Below are 19,594 nucleotides of genomic sequence, written 5' to 3' on the forward strand. Positions count from 1 at the left end.
GATGCCTTATAAACCTATGCATAGTTTCAGATTTATCTTACTCCCTATAATTATACTTTGTACAATTCTTCAAAGCTGCGACTCTTCATTTAATACCGCAGCCGATGATGGTTTCAGTAAATCAGACAGTCTTTTTTTGGGATTTCACTTGGGTATGGCTCAAAAGGATTTTTTTGACCATTGTACTGAATTGAACAAACAACAAAAAATCACCCAAGGGCCAGGTGGAACGACCAATGTTGAATATCGAATTGTCGGTGAATATGACAGCGAAATCAGCATGAGGTTTTTTCCAACATTTATAGAAGAAAAAATTTTCGAGATGCCTGTTACCTATTCTTATGTAGCTTGGGCACCCTGGAACAGACAATATTGGGCTGAAGAATTGCTTCCTAAAGTTTTGGAGAAATACAAAGAGGTCTATGGTGATGATTTTAAATTGATCAACCATCCTACCCAAGGGAAAGTCTATTACAAAATCGACGGCAAAAGAAGAATCAACTTATTTGTCAAAGACGAACAGCATGTACAGGCTGTTTTCTCGGATTTGAAAGTGGAAAAAAGGCTCAAAGAAGAATTTGAAAAAAGTCAACTCGAGGAAAAAGAACCTTCCAATTGACTTAAACGGATTTAATCAATGAAAAAAATATCAGATGAAATATGCCTGTTTGCCATTTTTGATTTTTGCTTTTTTCATTCTGACCGCATGTTCCAAAAAAACAGACCCATTAAAACAAAACACACTTTTTGTTGAATTAAGTGCGGAGAATTCCGGAATAGATTTCAACAACCAACTCACCGAAACGGAGGAGTTCAATATCATCGAATACCTTTATTTTTACAACGGAGGAGGGGTAGCAGTCGGGGATATAAACAATGACGGGCTGTTGGATCTCTATTTTTCTGCAAATCAGCTTCCCAACAAACTTTATTTGAACAAAGGAAATATGGTTTTTGAGGACATTACTGACCGGAGTGGTATTGGTTCATTTGGCCCTTGGAAAACAGGCATCAGTATGGCGGATATCAATGGCGACGGACTCTTAGATATCTATGTCTGCCGTCTTGGAGATTGGAAAGGCATTAAAGGCAAAAACGAACTTTACATCAACAATGGCGACTTGACATTTACTGAAAGTGCAGAATTGTATGGATTGGACTTCCAAGGATTCAGTACCCAGGCGACATTTTTTGACTATGACAAAGACGGAGATTTGGATATGTACTTGCTCAACCACGCCGTACATACAGAAAACAGCTACGGGAGGTCTTCTCTCAGGTTTATGGACAGCGGTCCCGCAGGAGATCGACTATATCGTAACAATGCTGAAAAAGGTGAAAAAAGATTTACTCCAGTGACCAACGAGGCAGGGATTTTTTCCAGCCAAATTGGATATGGATTGGGAATCGGAATAGCTGATGTCAACAATGACAGTTGGCCGGACATCTATGTGTCCAATGATTTCAATGAAAATGACTACCTCTATATCAACCAGGGAAATGGAACCTTCAAAGAATCAAGCAAAGATGCCCTGACGTATATGAGCAGGTTTTCGATGGGCAACGATTTGGCGGATTTTAACAATGATGGATGGATTGATATTATGAGTCTTGATATGTTACCGCAGGATGAAATCGTCCAAAAAATGTCAGCAGGTGAAGACAGTTATGAAATATACCAGCTCAAACTCAATTTCGGATACGGAAGACAAACTACAAGAAACAGTCTGCAGCTCAACAATGCAAACGGTACTTTTTCGGAAATCGGCCAATTGGCGGGTGTCAATGCCACGGATTGGAGCTGGTCACCTTTGTTTGCAGATTTTGACAATGATGGATGGAAAGATTTGTTTATCTCTAATGGGATTGCAAGGCGACCCAACGATATGGATTATATCAACTTCATCACTAATCCGGAAGAAAAAGGAGGTTTGGTCCAAAAGCCGGACATCAGCGACCTGAACCTTGCAGGTCAGATGCCGCCTGGAGAAGTCCCAAATTATTTTTTCAAAAACTCCGGAAACCTGACTTTCGAAAATGTTAGTGAGGCTTGGGGAATTTCTGAAGCCACGATTTCCAATGGTGCGGTCTATGCTGACTTGGACAATGATGGTGACTTGGATTTGGTTGTCAATCATATCAACAAAATTTCCTCAGTTTTTGAAAACAGTTTGAATCAATCTGGAGAAACAGAAACACAATCATTTCTTAAAATCAGGTTTGAGGGATTAGGAAACAATAAGTTTGGAATCGGGGTAAGGGTCGAAGCTTATATGAATGGGGTAAAAATCATTCAGGAAAACTTTACTTCTCGAGGATTCCAGTCTTCAGTAGCTCCAGAGATCAATTTGGGCCTGGGAAAAACTGTATTTATTGATTCCCTCAAAATCATTTGGCCAACCGAAAAAAGTGAAACATTGCTCAACTTAGAAGTAAATAGAATTCTTACGGTTAAAGAAGAAAATGCAATACCTATTTCAATTCCGGAAAAGGAAACAAAACAACCGCTTTTAAAGAAACTCAGCACGGAGGAAACGGGCTTAGAGTTTTTGCACATAGAAGATGATTACAATGATTTCAACAAAGAGCCGCTGCTGCCGCACAAACTTTCCCAAGAAGGGCCTGCATTTACCATCGGCGATTCCAATGGGGATGGATTGGAAGACATTTTTATTGGGGGAGCAAAGGGTCAGGAGTCCCGATTGTTTATCCAAAACAAAAACGGAAAATTCCTTCAATCAGAACAAGAGATTCTAAAAAAAGATCTGGAATCGGAAGAAACCTATGCTGCCTTTTTGCAACGTGAATCAAAGGATAACGCAGATTTACTTTTGCTGAATGGAGGAAATAACCCTTCAAGCACTCATTCAAATAAAATTCTCTTACACCAAAATCAAAGTTCATATTCCTCCTCCCTTGATCTTCCCATTGATCCTGAAAGCCAATATTCTGTAGCAATTTCCCATGATATCGATGGCGACGGTCTGGAGGATTTGTTTGTAGGAGGAAGAAATGTCATTGGGAAATATGGACAGCTTCCTATAAGTTATATCCTTAAGAACAGCGGAAATGGAACGTATGCAGATATCACTCCCCAAATTGCACCTGACTTAACCGCTATCGGAATGGTCAAATCCGCCGCTTGGGTAGACTTGGATCTAGATGGAAAAATGGATTTGGTTGTCGTGGGTGAATGGATGCCCATCACCATTTTGATGCACCGTGATGGGAGGTTGATTAATGAAACAAACAAATTTGGGTTAGCCAATACTTCAGGCTGGTGGAATACGGTAGAAATTGGGGATTTGAACGGTGATGGTTTCCCGGACTTGGTGCTGGGAAATCTTGGATTGAACAGCCGGCTAAAAACCTCCGAAGAAGCTCCCGTCAGGATGTATGTCAAGGATTTTGATGGAAACGGCAGTTTGGAACAAATCCTGACTTACCATAAAGACGGCAAAGAATATACCATCGCCACAAGGGATGAATTGGTAAAACAGATTCCTTTACTCAAAAAAGACTTTGTCAGGCATTCAGACTTTGCCGGCAAAACAGTGGATGAGATTTTCAAGAACTTCAAGTTAGCCGATGCCAAACTTTTCGAAGCAAAAAAATTCGAATCCGTGATTTTATTCAATAATGTTGGAAAAGGATTCACCATTCAACCCCTGCCCACTGAAGCCCAATTTGCACCGATACAGGTAATTTTGATGGAAGACCTGGACGGTGATGGGATTTTGGATATGCTTCTGGGAGGAAATATGACAGCCGTTTCGCCCTATTTTGGTGCTTATCAGGGGAGTCATGGATTGGCTTTGAAAGGAAACGGAAAGGGTGGTTTTTCAATTATGGAAAATGGGAAACTCGGTATACAAGGAGATATCAAACATATTAAATCCATCAAGGTCAAAAATGAAAGATGGATTCTCTTTGTCAAAAACGATGGGGAGTTTGAAGTTTTTAGTATCAAGCCATAAAAAAACCCATCATTTCTGAAGGGTTTTTCTTTTGGTAGCCTCGACGGGAATCGAACCCATATCTATTGTTTAGGAAACAACTATTCTATCCATTGAACTACGAGGCCAAATTTAGACCGCTAGATCTGAGATGCGAGATACTAGATTTGCAACCTGTGTTTGAAAACAATTCCAAAAAGTCTTTAAATTAAGCTGGTCTTGTTTCTTGACGCTAGTTTCTTCTCTCTCTTCTCGCTTCTAATCTCTCGCTTCTAAATCAGGTCGCAAGTTAAATCAATTCCCTCCATTTCCGCAAATAATATTAGGGTCATTTGTTCATTTCATTTTTAATACGCTATCTTTGCAGTCCAAAATTTAAGATGGACGGGATCCATCAATTCACTAAATATCAAATTAATATGGCAGTAAAAATCAGATTATCGCGTAGAGGCAGAAAAAAAATGGCCATCTATGACGTTGTAGTAGCTGATGCTAGAGCTCCACGTGATGGACGCTTTATCGAGAAAATCGGGACTTATAACCCCAACACTGACCCTGCATCCATCAACATCAACAATGAGCGTGCTCTTAAATGGTTGTTGAACGGTGCGCAGCCGACTGATACAGTAAAGGCTATGCTTTCTTACAGAGGTATATTGTTGCAAAAACACCTTCAAATCGGTGTATTGAAAGGCGCGATCACACAAGATCAGGCAGATGCAAAATTTGAAACTTGGAAATCTTCCAAAGAGGCTGCCATCGGTGGTAAAGTGGATAGATTGTCCAAAGAAAAAGAAGATGCAAAAACCAAGGCTTTTGAAGCTGAAACAGCTAAAAACCAAGCCCGACTTGACGCTATCAAGAAAAGAGAAGATGACGCTATCGCTGCTGCTACTCCAAAAGTAGAAGAAGCTCCTGCGGCTGAGGTTGAAGCACCTGAAGCATCTGCTGAAGGAGAAGAAACCCAAGCTTAATACCCCTTTACACCATGAACAAAGACAATTGTTTCCAATTGGGCTACGTGTCCAAAGTTCATGGGCTTCATGGTGAGGTTATGGTAGTCCTGGATGTAGATTTTCCAGAGGATTACGAAGAACTGAAGCAGGTCTTCATCGAGCAAAAAAACAGGTTAGTCCCTTTCTTTATTGAGCATTTTGTTTCCCAACCGAACAACAAAATGCTTGCAAAATTTGAGGATTTCAACACGGTAGACGATGCAAGCAAACTCGTAGGATCGGCTTTATTCCTTCCGATGAGTGAACTTCCAGAGCTTGGAGAAGACCAATACTATTACCATGAATTGGTAGGATTTGAGGTAATCGATGATTCCCTCGGTCTTATCGGAGAGGTTAAGGTCATTTATGACATGGAAACCCAGGATTTATTGGGCGTCGAACATAAAGGAAAAGAGGTTTTGATACCCATTCAAGACCAGATCATCCAGAAAGTCGACAAGGCAGCAAAGAAAGTTTACTGCTCCCTGCCCGAAGGATTGATTGACATATATTTGGAAGACTGATGCGCATTGACATCATTTCAGTTGTTCCCGGATTGTTGGAAGGGCCTTTTTCTCATTCGATTCTCAAAAGAGCGGAAGAAAAAGGATTGGCCACAGTTAGGGTTCACAACCTGAGAGATTATGCCGGCGGCAAACAGAAGCAGGTCGATGACTATGCATTTGGAGGCGGTGCCGGGATGGTCATGATGATAGAACCCATCGCAAAGTGCATCGAAGCACTCAAAAGCGAAAGGGAGTATGATGAAGTCATTTACATGACACCTGACGGAAAGAAATTTGACCAACAAATGGCAAATGAACTTTCTCTCAAGGAAAACTTCATCATCCTGTGCGGACACTATAAAGGTGTCGACGAAAGGGTCAGACTGAAATGGATAACCAAAGAAATCAGCATCGGTGATTATGTCCTCTCAGGAGGCGAATTGGCCGCAGCGGTGGTGACGGATGCCATTATCAGGTTGATCCCGGGAGTTCTCAATGACGAAAGCTCGGCATTGACAGATTCCTTCCAAGACGGGCTTTTGGCCCCGCCGGTATATACCAGACCCGCAGACTACGTGGGAATGAAAGTACCGGAAATATTAATGTCAGGACATCAGGCCAAAATAGATACCTGGAGATTTGAAGCATCGGTTCGCCGAACCAAAGAAAGAAGACCGGACCTTCTCGAAGGAAAAGAAATCTGAGGCGATATATGTAAGAAAGTAATATCATTGAGTCTAACAAAAGATTGCGCCGAGGCGCAGTCGCTACAAGCACATAAAATATATAGCTATGAGCGAACTACTTAAAATTGTAGAAGCGGAATACAGCGAGGCGAGAGCCAAATTCCCTTCTTTCAAAGCCGGAGATACCATCAACGTTCACGTGAAAATCACTGAAGGTAACAAAGAGCGTATCCAGCAATTCCAAGGCACCGTCATCCAGAGAAAAAATCCAAATACAAACGGAGAAACTTTCACTGTAAGAAAAGTATCAAACGGTGTGGGTGTGGAAAGAATATTTCCAATCATCTCTCCAGCAATCGACAAAATCGAATTGATGAGAGAAGGTAAGGTAAGAAGAGCTAGATTGTACTACCTAAGAGGCCGTCAAGGAAAGTCTGCCAAGATCAAGGAGAAAATCAGACACAGAAAAGACGCTTAATTGTCTTTTTCACAAAAAGGGAATCCAAACGGGTTCCCTTTTTTGTTTAGACCAATCCTTATCTTTTCCTATCTTTGCAGCCTCAAATAAGACTAAACAATACAACCAAACGGATTCAGACAGGTTGTAAAAAGAATAAACCAATACCATGAACAAAGAAGTACGTGTAAGATTTGCACCTTCTCCAACAGGAGCTTTACATATCGGTGGCGTCAGAACCGCTTTATACAATTACCTATACGCAAGAAAAACCGGAGGAAAATTCCTTTTGAGAATTGAGGACACCGACCAAAACAGGTTTGTACCCGGAGCGGAAGACTATATCAAGGATGCATTGGATTGGCTTGGAATTTCCCCTGATGAGAGCCCTTGGAATCCCGGCAACAGCGCTCCATACCGACAGTCTGAAAGAAAATCCATGTACATGCAGTATGCCCTTGACCTGATCGAAAAAGGCCATGCCTATTATGCATTTGATACTTCTGAAGAATTGGAAGCCATGCGTGAAAGACTGACTGCCGCAAGGGTCGTATCCCCGCAGTATAATTCTATCACCAGAACCCAAATGAAAAACTCGCTGACTCTTCCTGAAGATGAGGTCAAGGCGAGATTGGCTTCCGGTGAAGCTTATGTCATCCGTGTGAAAATCCCAAGAAAAGAAGAAGTAAGATTGCATGACCTGATCCGTGGATGGGTGATGGTTCATTCGAGTACATTGGACGATAAAGTCCTGATGAAATCCGACGGTATGCCTACTTACCATTTGGCCAATATTGTCGATGACCACCTTATGAAAATCACCCATGTAATCCGTGGTGAGGAGTGGCTTCCTTCAGCGCCTTTACACGTATTGCTTTACAAATACTTTGGCTGGGAAGCTACCATGCCGGAATTTGCGCATTTGCCACTTTTGCTAAAGCCTGACGGAAATGGAAAGCTATCCAAAAGAGATGCCGACAAGCATGGTTTTCCGGTATTCCCGATGGATTGGAAAGATCCGAGTTCAGGAGAAACGGCTATGGGATTCCGTGAAGCCGGCTACCTCCCTGAAGCGATGTTGAATTTCTTGGCTTTCTTGGGATGGAATCCGGGAGACCATAAGGAGATATTCAGTTTGGAAGAATTGGTAGACGCATTTTCGATTGAAAGAATCGGTAAATCAGGTACCAAATTTGACATCAACAAGGCAAAATGGTTCAATGAACAATACCTCAGGGCCAAATCCGATGAAGAATTGTCGGCCTACCTGATCGCTGACATAGAAAAAGAGGGGCTTTCAATAGACAAGGAAAAAGCAGCAAAAATAGCCCATGTCATGAAGGAAAGAGCTACTTTCCCCGCCGACCTTTGGAAAGAAGGAAAGTTTATGCTGATCGCACCTACTTCTTTTGATGAGGAAATTGCAAACAAAAAATGGAATGCCGAAGTGGTCACCGTTTTGAGAACCTATATAGAAAAGCTAGCGTCTCATATCGGCGAATTCACTCCTGAAATTGCAAAGGCTGTTCTTGAGGAATCCGCAGAAGCCAATGGCATCAAATTAGGAAAGGTCATGCAGGCAGTGCGCTTGGCAGTGACAGGAGTAGGTGCCGGTCCTGATCTGATGGCTGTATTCAGTATATTAGGAAAGGAAGAGCTTTCCAAAAGGATTAAATTTGCCTTAGATACTTTGCAGGTAGTTTGACAAATCCCAAAAATCACAATCTCCTATGGCTAAAAAACCTAAAAAAGAAGAAATCGCAAAAGTCCACAAAGACTTGGAAGGATTCAAGATGAACATTGACACCTTTGGAGAGATTTCAAGCACTTTCTCTATTGACAAACTCAATGAATTTCTGAATAAAAATGTCGATGACAAGAAGCTGAAAGACAGAGAGGACATCGAAGAAATCAAAGAAGGCAAAGGCAAAAAGAAAAAATAATCTTGAGCTAATATTCTTTGAATGCACTAATGCACAAAATCTTTTAGATTTTGTGCATTTTTTTTCATCAAACTTTCCCCTTAACCGTATTATATTTTATATTTCGCCTTAATCATTAGTACATTCTGATATGAGAATTTTTCCAATAGCATTTTTTTTGATTTTGATTTCATTAACAGGTTTTTCACAAACCACGGGGACAATAACAGGAAAAGTTACGGACAGTAAGACCGGAGAACCGCTCCCATTTTGTAATGTTTTTATCAACAATACTACACTGTCTACCGTCACTGACATGGACGGGACCTTCAGCTTGGCAAATGTTCCAGAGGGAGAAGTGGAAGTTGCCTTTTCTTTTATTGGCTATCAGGCCTTACAAAAACCCGCTTCCATCAAACCTGGCGGACAATTTATTCTTAATGTGACTTTGGTTTCCTCTGAGCAAGAACTTTCAGACGTCGAAATCAAAGCAACGAGAGATAAGGCTTGGGAAAGAGAATTAAAAAGATTCAAAAACCTGTTTTTGGGAAATGACAACCTCGCTGCACAATGCGAAATCCTCAATCCTTGGGTTATTGAATTTCCCGAAGACAATTCTACAAACAGCTTCCGGGCCACCGCTATCCAACCTATAGAAATCAAGAATAATGGACTAGGATATAACCTCACTTTTGATCTCAGGGAATTTTATTTTACGCCGCAATACTACATCATCGCAGGAGCCACAAGATTTGTGGAAATGGATACCAGTGTCCAAACCGTAAAACAAACTTGGGGTAAAAACCGACAAGAAACCTACAAAAAGTCTCCCGCAAACATGTTTAGGGCCATGATCCAAAACTTACATAATCAGGAGGGATTTATGCTTTATGGAAACAAACCTGGCGGATCGGAAACATTGAATATGCGGTCTGATGTTTTTTCAAATGAACTGGGAAAATCCGTCATAGTCTATAACCCTGAGAACCTTGTGACTCCAGGAAGAAGGCCTGGCGAGTATAGAATTTACCTTAAAGGCAGGATCGAGGTCCACTATGAAAAAGGCTACAGCACCATCAATACCTACAAGGATGCACCATATCCCATATCATGGATAGAAGTCAACGGCAATTATGTCAATGTCAATTCAAACGGCATTGTCCTGAACCAGAAAGATGTGACCTTCTCCGGTGATATGGACAAAAGGAAAGTGGCTACCCTTTTGCCAATGGATTATTCTCCTCCATTTTCATTGGAATCCAATACCCAAATGGCAAAAGATGCCAATGGCCTTCAAGAGAAAGTTTACCTTCACTTGGACAGACCATTTTACTATCAGGGTGATCAATTATTTTTCAAAGCTTATCTGAACTACACCAATCCAACGCTTAAGAAGGAACTAAGCAAGATTTTGTATGTAGAATTGATTTCTGAGAATAGGGATGTTATCATTCAGAAAAAACTGAAAATTGAAAATGGACTCGCTGTCGGAGACATATTTTTACCTGACACACTCAATCAGAAGCAGTATTATTTGCGTTCGTATACCAATTGGAATAGGAATTATGGTCCTGACGCTTACTTTGTCAAAGCACTGCCGGTCCTGAGTCATTTTGACAGGATTACAGAAACCGTTTCTTCTGAAGAACCCATTTCGAAGATTGAGGCCATTTTCAAACCGGATAAAAACGAATACCGGACCAGGGAGAAAGTCAGCTTGACGGTTGAACTGAAGGATCAAAACGGAAATCCTGTTGCTGCTAATCTTTCAGTAGCTGTGACTGATGATTACTTGGTCACTCCTATTTCCTTGAATCCAAACATTATTAATGGATTGGCCATAAAAGAAGTCCCCAAGCACATTTCTACAGAAAAATTTACCTACTCACTTGAAAAAGACATGAATGTATCGGGACAATTTTTCAATGAAAAAGGAAAACCTGAATCAATGCCTTTTACTGCCTATTTCAATAATTTTTCAGCTTCTCTTGAACTTCAGTCCGATGCGGAAGGCAAATTCAGTCTCGAGGACATGGACTTCTATGGGCCCCTTGATTTTACTTTTATGGCCTTGGACAAAAAAGGAAATTCATTTGGAAAATTTCAGATCATCACGCCATTGAAACCTCCCTTTTTTGTACCTGAATCGGTAATCATGCCAAAAATAACGGGTACAAATGAATCAATTTTTTCAAAAATCGAAGAAAAGACAGTGGAACTCGAACAGGTAATTGTGAATGAAGACGAACCCAAAGACAAAACAATGGCCATATATGGAAAAGCAGACCATGTCATCCAAGGAGACGTTCTCATGCGGGGAGGTAATTCTACCGATCTTTTGCTAAGTCTAAAACCATACGTTCCTGGTATGAATGTCAATTCCTTTGGTCAGGTAACTTTAAGGGGAGGTGCTACCTCAGGTACAAATTCATTGGAACCCATGGTAATGGTGGACGGTGCTATCCTTCCGGGCAATAGCGCCGCTTCGAACATCAATTCCATCAACCCAAATGATGTAGAAAGAATCGAGGTGGTGACAAGAATGGCTTCCATAATGGGTGATATGGGAAGAAATGGCGTCATCGCCATTTACCTCAAAAAAGGAGGGCAACCTTCTCCTATTCTAAATGCTTCTTCAGCTAATACGAACACCCTTGTCATTGAGGGATTTTCGGTTCCCAATAATTTCTATAGTTTAAGCCATGAAAATGATCAGGAATCTTTGCCGGTAGGAGCAGATGAGCGGGCTACGCTATACTGGAATCCATATCTGATCACTGACGGTGAAAATGGAAGCCTTCTAATCGAATTCTTTATGAATGACATACAAAGTCCCAAATCTATAATTATCGAAGGAATATCGATAGATGGAAAACCGATCAAGGCAAAATATAGTCTCCCAGCAGGAAAATGATTTTTGCTCAGATATTGAAATTCTAATCCCTATTTTTGGCAATGCAAAAATTAATCTTCACCATATCCATAATTGCACTACTTAGTTTGCCAATATTGGTCAATGGGCAGACAAGTTTTGGAATCAGGGGAGGATATTCCGTTTCATCCATGTCTTACAGGTATTCTGCAGGAAGACCGGCAGTAAGGACCGGCGGTATTTCTGCCCCTACTTTTGCTTTTGTCATGGAACATTTTGCAGGAAAAAATGCCGGAATCCAGATTGAGATCCAATACCTTACATTAGGGTATATCCAAACTGATACCTTGCTTGTAGGTACCAATCAAACAGAATTGAATTATTTGAAAATGCCGGTACTCTCTAACTTTTATGCCGGGAAAGGTGGAAGATTTCACATCAAAATCGGCCCACACTTTGGTTATTTACTGAATGCAACCGATGTACAGAGAGATTTTGAAGGCCCTCTTTTCTTGCCGACATATGGGACGCCGGAGGATAATCCCAGAAAGTTCATGTATGGACTTACAGCCGGAGCAGGACTTTCCAAATTATTTGGAAAAAGTACTTTGGAAGCTGATTTGAGGTTTTCGTATGAATTTGGCAGACCTGAAACTTTAGACCGGATTTTTGATATGAATTCTACCAATATCGAACTTACTTTGACCTATTTGTTCCGAGTTGCAAAATTGAAAACCCAAAAATAAAAAACAAAGGAACTTATCCCTTGTTTTGGTGGTATGTAAGTAGTAAAACAAATCAATTATGCTGCAAGCTCAAAAAAGACCGGTCCATATCTATATGGAGGCTAATCCGAATCCCAATTCTTTGAAATTTGTAGTAAATTTCATGTTGACGGATGAAGGTGTAAGCTTTGATTACCCTGATCAATCAAGCACGGAAACTTCACCTTTGGCCAATGAATTATTTAATTTTGCTGCCGTAGACAGAGTATTTATCACAGCAAATTTTGTGACGGTCACCAAAAAAGAGGATATTGATTGGGTTGAAATCCAGGATATCATTCGTGACCATATCAAAAAATACCTGGAAGCAGGAAAATCTGCCGTCGTGATGGCATCATTTGAGAAGGATCCTCTTTTCAATGAAAATGATTCTGAAACCGTAAAAAAAATCAAAGGAATCCTTGATGAATACATCCGGCCTGCAGTCGAGCAAGACGGTGGTGCAATCGTTTTTCACAGTTTCAATGAAGGAATTGTAAAGGTACTGCTTCAGGGAAGCTGCTCGGGATGCCCATCAAGTACGATTACACTGAAAGCAGGAATCCAAAATCTATTGACTCGAATGCTTCCTGAGGTCAAAGAGGTTCAGGCGGAAGGAATTTAATTGTTCCCGATGTTGCGAGGAAATTGGACCTGGACATTATTGGGCCTGATCAGTCTTCTGGTCAGGCATTTTGCAATTAAATACCCCGAGAAAACCGAAGCAATTTATTCGAGGTCCTTTTTTCCGGGAATCAGGAATGTCATTGACCTTTCCCTATCTCTGCTTCCTTTTGCTACGGTTTATGTATTCATCGCCTCCCTCATATTTTTCATCGGTTTTTATTTCTACCGCCTAAATCAAACTCAGGGTTGGAAATATAAATTAGGCTATTCCATCAGGTCTTTGTTCAATTATTTGGGAGCAATAGTTTTCTTCTTCCTGATACTTTGGGGTTACAATTACCAAAGGATTCCGATTTTCCAACAAGTTGGTCTCAATCCGATTCCACTCAATGAGGAACAGCTGATCAAGGAAACTGAACTCACCCGAAATATCCTAAGCCAGCTTCGCTACAATATTGAGGAAGATACCATAGCCATAAAAAAAACCATTGAATATCCGGACCTGGAAAAATTGGTCAGGGCCAATATGCGGGAAAACCTCTATTTATTGGGACTGAATTTTACTGGCAATCCAAGGACAAAGCAATTTTATCCTGCGGGATTCATGAGAAAAATGGGCATTTTGGGAATCTATTTCCCTTTTACAGGTGAAAGTTATATCGATCCGACATTGCATCATCTCGAGAAACCATTCACTATCGCACACGAAATGGCGCACAGTTATGGCGTCACGGATGAAGGGGAGGCTAATTTCATCGCCTGGGTTATCTGTTCCAATTCTGATGATCCCTTGTTGCAGTATTCCGGACAACTCAGGTTGTTGAAATACCAAATGAATGACATGTATAGGATGTCCAAAGATTTATTCAAAGATTTTTATAAAACTTTGCCACCAGGTATCCGAAATGATCTGATTTCTATCCAGAAGGAAAATGAAAAAATCAAACCTTTGAACCTGGAAATCAGTCGAAAATCAAATGACCTTTTTCTAAAAACCCAAGGTGTCAAAGCCGGCATCAACAGCTACCAACAATTACCCATGTTGGCCTTTGCCTGGAGAAACAGTCTGAAGGATGGATTCTAAATCTCACACTTCTAACTGTCTCCTATACATCTGAATGGTATTTTCCAATCCAAAATACAGCGCATCGCAAATCAGCGCATGACCTATGGAAACCTCATCCAAAAATGGAATACTTTCCTTTAGAAATTTTAGGTTGTGCAAATCCAAATCATGACCTGCATTCAGACCAAGTCCCAACTCTTTGGCCAACAAAGCCACTTCAACATATGGCCTAATAGCTTCCTCTTTGTTTGAGGGATAAGCCGTAGCATAAGGCTCTGTATACAACTCAACCCTATCAGTTCCGGTATTTTTTGCCGGTTCAAAATATTTGGATTCGGGATTGATAAAAATGGAGACTCTAGTACCCGACTCATGCAGCTCAGCTACAATGTCTCTAAGCAGGAGTTGATGCTTGATGGTATCCCAACCACTACTGGAGGTAATTGCCTGAGGCGGATCCGGAACCAATGTTGCCTGGGCGGGCCTGACCAACCTGATCAAATCCATAAACCTTTGGTCAGGGTAACCTTCAATGTTGAATTCTGTGGTAACCACTTTAGCCAGATCGATGACATCTTGATACCTGATATGTCTTTCGTCTGGTCTTGGGTGAACGGTAATCCCTTGTGCGCCAAAACGCTCAGCATCCAAAGCCACCTTTACAACATTCGGATTATTGCCTCCACGTGCATTCCTGAGGGTGGCGATTTTGTTAATATTTACGCTCAGTTTGGTCATTTTCCTAGATTAAAAGATAATTTTGTGACAAATTTACACCTATAACACAAAGAACAAGACAATGGGTTTAAAGGCAAGTGTAGAAAGTGAAATAAAAAATGCAATGCTCGCAAGAGACAAAGACAGGTTGAGGGCATTGAGGGCTATCAAATCGCTGATCCTCTTGGAAGAAACAAAAGAAGGAGCAGGCGCTGAGCTTTCCAATGAAGATGAAATGAAGCTGTTGACCAAAGCTGCCAAGCAGAGGAAGGATTCAGCAGATATTTACAAGCAACAAAACAGAGAAGACCTCTATTCAGTCGAAATGGCAGAACTGGAAATTATCAGTGAGTTTTTGCCGAAGCAGTTGACTGATGAAGAACTGGTGGAAGAATTGAAAGCCATCATTTCTGAATCCGGAGCGACCGGGCCTAAGGACATGGGAAAGGTGATGGGCATTGCCTCTAAGGCCCTCGCTGGAAAAGCCGACGGAAAAGCGATTTCACAAAAAGTCAAGGAACTTTTATCCTGATAAGCCTTGAATATCCTGGATGTATTTATAGTGGTTTTTTTGGCTTTGGGTGCTTACAGCGGATACAAGGAGGGATTGTTTATAGGTCTGCTTTCTATAGTGGCATTCATATTTGCCATTATACTTGCCTTTCATTTTATGAATTGGGGGGCAAATCTTCTTGCCAAACAAGTAAATGAAATGACATTCCTGTTGCCATTTGCAGCATTCATTTTGATCTTTTTGGGAGTGATACTGATCATCAGGGGCTTGGCATTTTTGGTGAAGAAGACTTTGGATTTTACCATATTGGGTGCTGTGGATAATATGGCAGGAGGGATTTTGGGGTTATTCAAAACAGTCTTTATTCTCAGCTTTTTTGTTTGGCTGGCAGATTCATTTGACTATTCACTACCCAAGGATTGGACAAAAGATTCCAAGACCTATACCTACCTCGAGCCGATAGCGCCCGTTTTAATCGATGCATTTGATGGCTTTACCCCTATTATCAAAAACACCATATCTTCGATTCAAGATTTGGTGAAAAATACAGCAGATGGTCTTGCTGATTGACAATTTTGATTCATTTTCCCATATTCTTGCAGATTATTTGCGACAGACTGGGATTGAGTTGGAAATAGTCAGAAACGATGTTGACTTAGAGCAACTCACCTCAAAATCCTGGGATGGTCTGATTCTTTCACCCGGTCCTGAATCCCCTTCAAAAGCTGGGAATCTTATGAAAATTCTCGATTGGTATGTGGGTAAGATCCCTATTTTGGGTATTTGCTTGGGTCATCAGGCTATCGGCGAGCACTTTGGAGCGCAATTGGTAAAAAGTAAAAAACCAGTACACGGGAAGGTTCACTCTGTTTTTCAGACTTTGCAGAGCCATGAAATCCTGAAAGGATTACCTGAAACTTTTTCAGTTACAAGATACCATTCCCTAGAAATCAAAAATATTCCTGAATGCCTTCAAATACTTCTGCAAACCGGCCAAGGTGAAATCATGGCCATGGCTCACAAAACAATGCCTATCCTTGGAATCCAATATCATCCGGAGGCTTATCTGACTGAATTTGGAAAAGAAATAATAGAAAATTGGCTTAGCTGTAGCAAAATCGATTTTAGGATTACATAGGTTGTTTCTGTAATTACCGATACTTTCAAACTTGTTGCCTTCTCCCTTCGTTTTATATTTCGAATCCTATTTAATATATTTATTGCATGCAGGCCTACGAATTTATCAATAACCTCATCCCTCCTTTGAAACTCAAAGACAAGGTCAAATTAGCTTTGAACTGGATGGAAGAAATCAGAACGGATATTCTGCCTGTAGTAGAAGACAGCAGGTTCTTGGGTTTTATTACAGAAGATTTGGTTTTTACCATCAACAACCCTGAAACAAGCATTGCGGAAATTTCCCTAGACAACGTTTCTTGTTTTGTTTACCAAGACAAGCATATATATGATGTTATCAAAGTCGCTTCCGAATTTCATTCCAATATGATAGCGGTGGTAGATAGAGAAAACAATTACCTTGGTGTGGTGACTATGGAAGATGCCATCAGCGCTTTTGCAGATTCTCTTTCTATTCAATCCAACGGTGCTGTCTTGGTTCTTTCTATGAATATGACCGATTACAGTCTGTTTGAAATAGCCCGGATCATTGAATCCGAAAACACGAAAATATTGAGCAGCTTTTTATCAAGCGACCCGCTTGATGACTCCAAAATTAAATTGACATTAAAACTGGATAAAACAGAGCTCAGACATGTCAAAGCCACGCTGGAGCGGTTTGGCTATCGGATTCTTGACCATTTCCAAGAGGAGGAAGGCATCAGCGGTGAGCAGGAACGTATTGACAATCTTTTCAGATTTTTACAGATCTAATCCTATCCTTTAATGAAAATCACTTTACATGGGATAGGTGTTCAAAAAGAGTTTCTTCCTCAGATAGGGTTTCTGTTCAAAGTCCTAAGGGAAAAAAACGTTGACATCAACCTCACGGAATCCCTGCTAAAATCACTCAAAAAAAATGGATTCCCGACAAAAGGTCTACAATCCATCAATCAAAATGACACAATCAAAGATTCGGATTTTGTAATTTCCATCGGTGGGGATGGTACTTTGCTTGATTCCGTTTGTCTTGTCGGGGAAAATGAGATCCCTATCCTAGGTGTCAACACCGGTAGGTTGGGTTTTTTGGCCACTGTAGCAAAAGAAAACATTGAAAACAGCATTGGGGAATTGATTTCCGGCTCCTATTCCATCGAGTCTAGGTCTCTGTTAAAACTAGAATCAGATATTCCCTTATTCAATGGTCTAAATTTCGGATTGAATGAATTTACCATTCACAAGCGGGACACTTCCTCCATGATTACTGTACATACCTATATCAATGACCTCTACCTCAACAGCTATTGGGCGGATGGGTTGATTGTGGCAACACCCACAGGATCTACGGGATACTCCCTGAGCTGTGGTGGTCCGCTGATTACTCCTGGAGCTAGAAATTTTGTCATTACTCCTGTAAGTCCGCATAATCTGAATGTCCGTCCGATAATTGTCTCAGATGACAATGAAATCAGCTTTAAAATTGAGGGAAGGAGTGAGAAGTTTTTGATTTCGTTGGATTCAAGGTCGACTCCCATTGATGCCAGTGTAAAATTGAAAGTGAAAAAAGCTGAATTTTCAGCAAAATTAGTCAAATTCGCTACCTACAGTTATTTCGATACCCTTCGCCAAAAACTCAATTGGGGATTTGATATGCGGAATTAAAAGATTGTCAGCTATTTATTAGGCTGTAACATCCAATATAACAGTGCCTTATACGGTTTTAGTGCACCTGATACACTTCTTATCATTAACAAAAATTAACCCCGCAAATACTTATACGGGTTTTTATATCGTTGTCTAGTTCATAAATTGCATCGTCTTGAAAAAGAATAAGTTTTGGATTTTGTCTTTGTCATTTCTTTTGGTTTTTCTGGTCTTTTTAAATCCAGAAAATTCAATCGCACAAAAATATGATGCAGGCGGAGGTTTCGGTATAGCCACCTACTCGGGTGACATTATCCGGGGGCTCGATCCAAATCAGATTGGACTTCAAGGGACGTTATTTGGCAGACGAAATTTTGACAATGTATGGTCACTCCGTGGTGGGTTGTCATTTGCAAGGCTCAATGCAGCGGATAGTATCAATCCAATTGATCCGGTTATGGCTTACAGAAATGCGGGTTTCAACGGCTCTCTTTTTGAAGCTTCCGTTGTCATGGAATATCACTTCCTTGATTTTACGAACCGCTACGCCCAATTCAGGTTTTCACCATATGGTTTTCTGGGTTTGGGTTTTTCTGGATTTGTAGGAAAAGGAAGAAAATTCGAAGATGATCCCAACCCGACAGGCTATAACGTGGGTACGCCGGTCATTCCTTTTGGAATCGGAATCAAATACAAACTATCTGACAAGTGGATTCTTGCGGCAGAATTTGGTGCAAGGGCAACCTTTACCGATGCTCTGGACAAGCTGTATGGAGAGGAGCCATTTATCCCACGCTTTCCGGACCCTAACAACCCCAATACCTTGACCGGGTACAACTATGGCAATTACAGTGACAAAGACTGGTATTACTTTTTGGGCATCACCCTAAGTTACACTTTCAGTTCGGTGAAATGTTATTCTTATTAATTTCTGCCAAAAATAGAATATTGAAAAAGAAATAGCATTTTTGTACCTCCAAAAAACGAAGGCCCTTTCGTATCCCTACGAAATGAAAGAATCATTAGACAAAGAGAAAATCCCCCATCACATCGCTATTATCATGGATGGCAATGGACGTTGGGCCCAACAAAAGGGAGCCATGAGGATTTTTGGCCATAAAAACGCCATAAATGCCGTGAGAGATTCCATTGAAGGTTCTGCTGAACTTGGGGTAAAATTCCTGACTTTATATGCATTTTCTACCGAAAATTGGTCAAGACCGGAAGATGAAGTCACTGCATTGATGGAACTCCTGGTAGATACCATTTCGGGAGAAGTTCCAAACATGATGAAAAACAACATCAGACTTCTTACAATAGGAGACACAGATAGTCTTCCGCGAAAAGCAAAAGAAAAACTCAAGGAAGCGATTTCAATGACATCTGAAAACAAAGGTCTTTCAGTTGTTTTGGCATTAAGTTATAGTGGAAGATGGGAAATTCAGGATGCGGTCAAATCGATTGTCAAAAAAGTAGAAGCAAAACAACTCAATATTGAAGATATCACGCAGGAAGTAATTGCTGCAAACTTGAATACCAAAAACATCCCTGATCCGGAACTGCTGATCAGGACAAGCGGGGAAATAAGAATCAGCAATTTCCTCCTTTGGCAATTGGCTTATACAGAACTGTATTTTACAGAGGTGTTATGGCCGGATTTTAGAAAAGAGCATCTCGTGGACGCCATCCTCGATTATCAGAAACGAGAAAGAAGATTTGGCAAAACGGGAGCTCAGATTAAACCTTAATTTT

20 protein-coding genes and 1 tRNA gene are annotated in these 19,594 nt (G+C 40.8%); 19 read left to right on the plus strand and 2 right to left on the minus strand.

Annotated features, from left to right (window positions below):
• Positions 1–16: 16 nt before the first annotated feature.
• Both NU887_RS09145 and NU887_RS09150 read left to right on the plus strand, forming a co-directional pair.
• Positions 17–619: a hypothetical protein gene (locus NU887_RS09145; RefSeq protein WP_258423054.1), complete on the plus strand. Its 603-nt coding sequence runs from the start codon at positions 17–19 to the stop codon at positions 617–619.
• Positions 620–653: 34 nt separating this feature from the next.
• Positions 654–3,977 (plus strand): VCBS repeat-containing protein, encoded by a 3,324-nt coding sequence (locus NU887_RS09150; RefSeq protein WP_258423055.1) that lies wholly within the window; start codon positions 654–656, stop codon positions 3,975–3,977.
• Between the two features lie 32 nt (positions 3,978–4,009).
• On the opposite strand, the gene NU887_RS09155 is transcribed toward NU887_RS09150, so the two are convergent.
• Positions 4,010–4,084, minus strand: a tRNA-Arg gene (locus NU887_RS09155).
• A 291-nt stretch (positions 4,085–4,375) separates the two neighbouring features.
• On the opposite strand from NU887_RS09155, the gene NU887_RS09160 reads away from it, so the two are divergent.
• The 10 genes from NU887_RS09160 (at position 4,376) to NU887_RS09205 (ending at position 13,869) form a co-directional block, all read left to right on the plus strand.
• A complete protein-coding gene (locus tag NU887_RS09160; RefSeq protein ID WP_258423056.1) occupies positions 4,376–4,930 on the plus strand; it encodes a 30S ribosomal protein S16 in 555 nt (184 codons plus the stop codon).
• 14 nt (positions 4,931–4,944) lie between these two features.
• Positions 4,945–5,475 carry a ribosome maturation factor RimM gene (gene rimM, locus NU887_RS09165; protein WP_258423057.1) on the plus strand — a complete coding sequence of 177 codons (531 nt, stop codon included), beginning with the start codon at positions 4,945–4,947 and terminating at the stop codon, positions 5,473–5,475.
• Positions 5,475–6,161 (plus strand): tRNA (guanosine(37)-N1)-methyltransferase TrmD, encoded by a 687-nt coding sequence (gene trmD / locus NU887_RS09170; RefSeq protein ID WP_258423058.1) that lies wholly within the window; start codon positions 5,475–5,477, stop codon positions 6,159–6,161. Before rimM ends, trmD begins: the two co-directional genes overlap by 1 nt.
• A gap of 88 nt (positions 6,162–6,249) precedes the next feature.
• The gene (rplS, locus tag NU887_RS09175; RefSeq protein ID WP_113923857.1) at positions 6,250–6,621 is read left to right on the plus strand and encodes a 50S ribosomal protein L19; all 372 of its coding nucleotides are present in this window, start codon (positions 6,250–6,252) and stop codon (positions 6,619–6,621) included.
• A 148-nt stretch (positions 6,622–6,769) separates the two neighbouring features.
• Positions 6,770–8,305: a glutamate--tRNA ligase gene (gltX, locus tag NU887_RS09180; RefSeq protein ID WP_258423059.1), complete on the plus strand. Its 1,536-nt coding sequence runs from the start codon at positions 6,770–6,772 to the stop codon at positions 8,303–8,305.
• A 25-nt stretch (positions 8,306–8,330) separates the two neighbouring features.
• Positions 8,331–8,543, plus strand: a complete 213-nt coding sequence (locus NU887_RS09185; RefSeq protein ID WP_113924211.1) for a hypothetical protein — start codon at positions 8,331–8,333, stop codon at positions 8,541–8,543.
• Between the two features lie 130 nt (positions 8,544–8,673).
• Entirely contained in the window at positions 8,674–11,436 is a 2,763-nt protein-coding gene (locus tag NU887_RS09190; RefSeq protein WP_258423060.1) for a TonB-dependent receptor, read from the plus strand.
• A gap of 41 nt (positions 11,437–11,477) precedes the next feature.
• Positions 11,478–12,140 carry a porin family protein gene (locus NU887_RS09195; protein WP_258423061.1) on the plus strand — a complete coding sequence of 221 codons (663 nt, stop codon included), beginning with the start codon at positions 11,478–11,480 and terminating at the stop codon, positions 12,138–12,140.
• A 58-nt stretch (positions 12,141–12,198) separates the two neighbouring features.
• Entirely contained in the window at positions 12,199–12,783 is a 585-nt protein-coding gene (locus NU887_RS09200; protein WP_258423062.1) for a NifU family protein, read from the plus strand.
• Positions 12,784–12,792: 9 nt separating this feature from the next.
• The gene (locus tag NU887_RS09205) at positions 12,793–13,869 is read left to right on the plus strand and encodes a DUF3810 domain-containing protein (RefSeq protein ID WP_258423063.1); all 1,077 of its coding nucleotides are present in this window, start codon (positions 12,793–12,795) and stop codon (positions 13,867–13,869) included.
• Between the two features lie 3 nt (positions 13,870–13,872).
• On the opposite strand, the gene NU887_RS09210 is transcribed toward NU887_RS09205, so the two are convergent.
• Positions 13,873–14,589, minus strand: coding sequence for a pyridoxine 5'-phosphate synthase (locus NU887_RS09210; protein ID WP_258423064.1), 717 nt, complete (start codon positions 14,587–14,589; stop codon positions 13,873–13,875).
• Between the two features lie 61 nt (positions 14,590–14,650).
• On the opposite strand from NU887_RS09210, the gene NU887_RS09215 reads away from it, so the two are divergent.
• The 7 genes from NU887_RS09215 (at position 14,651) to NU887_RS09245 (ending at position 19,590) form a co-directional block, all read left to right on the plus strand.
• Positions 14,651–15,100: a GatB/YqeY domain-containing protein gene (locus NU887_RS09215; protein WP_258423065.1), complete on the plus strand. Its 450-nt coding sequence runs from the start codon at positions 14,651–14,653 to the stop codon at positions 15,098–15,100.
• Between the two features lie 6 nt (positions 15,101–15,106).
• Positions 15,107–15,652 (plus strand): CvpA family protein, encoded by a 546-nt coding sequence (locus NU887_RS09220; RefSeq protein WP_258423066.1) that lies wholly within the window; start codon positions 15,107–15,109, stop codon positions 15,650–15,652.
• Complete coding sequence (locus NU887_RS09225) at positions 15,636–16,220, plus strand: anthranilate synthase component II (protein ID WP_258423067.1); 585 nt, start codon at positions 15,636–15,638, stop codon at positions 16,218–16,220. Before NU887_RS09220 ends, NU887_RS09225 begins: the two co-directional genes overlap by 17 nt.
• Positions 16,221–16,306: 86 nt before the next feature.
• Positions 16,307–16,972: a CBS domain-containing protein gene (locus tag NU887_RS09230; RefSeq protein ID WP_258423068.1), complete on the plus strand. Its 666-nt coding sequence runs from the start codon at positions 16,307–16,309 to the stop codon at positions 16,970–16,972.
• 12 nt (positions 16,973–16,984) lie between these two features.
• On the plus strand, positions 16,985–17,860 hold the full coding sequence (locus tag NU887_RS09235) for an NAD kinase (protein ID WP_258423069.1): 876 nt from the start codon (positions 16,985–16,987) through the stop codon (positions 17,858–17,860).
• Between the two features lie 157 nt (positions 17,861–18,017).
• Complete coding sequence (porG, locus tag NU887_RS09240; protein ID WP_258423070.1) at positions 18,018–18,770, plus strand: type IX secretion system protein PorG; 753 nt, start codon at positions 18,018–18,020, stop codon at positions 18,768–18,770.
• Between the two features lie 82 nt (positions 18,771–18,852).
• Positions 18,853–19,590, plus strand: coding sequence for an isoprenyl transferase (locus tag NU887_RS09245; RefSeq protein ID WP_258423071.1), 738 nt, complete (start codon positions 18,853–18,855; stop codon positions 19,588–19,590).
• Positions 19,591–19,594: the final 4 nt, after the last annotated feature.

The organism is Aquiflexum gelatinilyticum, from assembly GCF_024741135.1.
In the GTDB taxonomy this organism is placed as follows: Bacteria; Bacteroidota; Bacteroidia; order Cytophagales; family Cyclobacteriaceae; genus Cognataquiflexum; species Cognataquiflexum gelatinilyticum.

Bases quoted from the DNA above. Each gene is read 5' to 3' on its own strand.
- rplS (WP_113923857.1), top strand. From the start codon at position 6,250: ATGAGCGAACTACTTAAAATTGTAGAAGCGGAATACAGCGAGGCGAGA.
- NU887_RS09190 (WP_258423060.1), top strand. From the start codon at position 8,674: ATGAGAATTTTTCCAATAGCATTTTTTTTGATTTTGATTTCATTAACA.
- trmD (WP_258423058.1), top strand. From the start codon at position 5,475: ATGCGCATTGACATCATTTCAGTTGTTCCCGGATTGTTGGAAGGGCCT.
- NU887_RS09210 (WP_258423064.1), bottom strand. From the start codon at position 14,589: ATGACCAAACTGAGCGTAAATATTAACAAAATCGCCACCCTCAGGAAT.
- NU887_RS09145 (WP_258423054.1), top strand. From the start codon at position 17: ATGCATAGTTTCAGATTTATCTTACTCCCTATAATTATACTTTGTACA.
- NU887_RS09160 (WP_258423056.1), top strand. From the start codon at position 4,376: ATGGCAGTAAAAATCAGATTATCGCGTAGAGGCAGAAAAAAAATGGCC.
- NU887_RS09235 (WP_258423069.1), top strand. From the start codon at position 16,985: ATGAAAATCACTTTACATGGGATAGGTGTTCAAAAAGAGTTTCTTCCT.
- rimM (WP_258423057.1), top strand. From the start codon at position 4,945: ATGAACAAAGACAATTGTTTCCAATTGGGCTACGTGTCCAAAGTTCAT.
- NU887_RS09205 (WP_258423063.1), top strand. From the start codon at position 12,793: ATGTTGCGAGGAAATTGGACCTGGACATTATTGGGCCTGATCAGTCTT.
- NU887_RS09185 (WP_113924211.1), top strand. From the start codon at position 8,331: ATGGCTAAAAAACCTAAAAAAGAAGAAATCGCAAAAGTCCACAAAGAC.
- NU887_RS09150 (WP_258423055.1), top strand. From the start codon at position 654: ATGAAATATGCCTGTTTGCCATTTTTGATTTTTGCTTTTTTCATTCTG.
- NU887_RS09245 (WP_258423071.1), top strand. From the start codon at position 18,853: ATGAAAGAATCATTAGACAAAGAGAAAATCCCCCATCACATCGCTATT.
- NU887_RS09195 (WP_258423061.1), top strand. From the start codon at position 11,478: ATGCAAAAATTAATCTTCACCATATCCATAATTGCACTACTTAGTTTG.
- NU887_RS09200 (WP_258423062.1), top strand. From the start codon at position 12,199: ATGCTGCAAGCTCAAAAAAGACCGGTCCATATCTATATGGAGGCTAAT.
- NU887_RS09215 (WP_258423065.1), top strand. From the start codon at position 14,651: ATGGGTTTAAAGGCAAGTGTAGAAAGTGAAATAAAAAATGCAATGCTC.
- NU887_RS09230 (WP_258423068.1), top strand. From the start codon at position 16,307: ATGCAGGCCTACGAATTTATCAATAACCTCATCCCTCCTTTGAAACTC.
- gltX (WP_258423059.1), top strand. From the start codon at position 6,770: ATGAACAAAGAAGTACGTGTAAGATTTGCACCTTCTCCAACAGGAGCT.
- NU887_RS09225 (WP_258423067.1), top strand. From the start codon at position 15,636: ATGGTCTTGCTGATTGACAATTTTGATTCATTTTCCCATATTCTTGCA.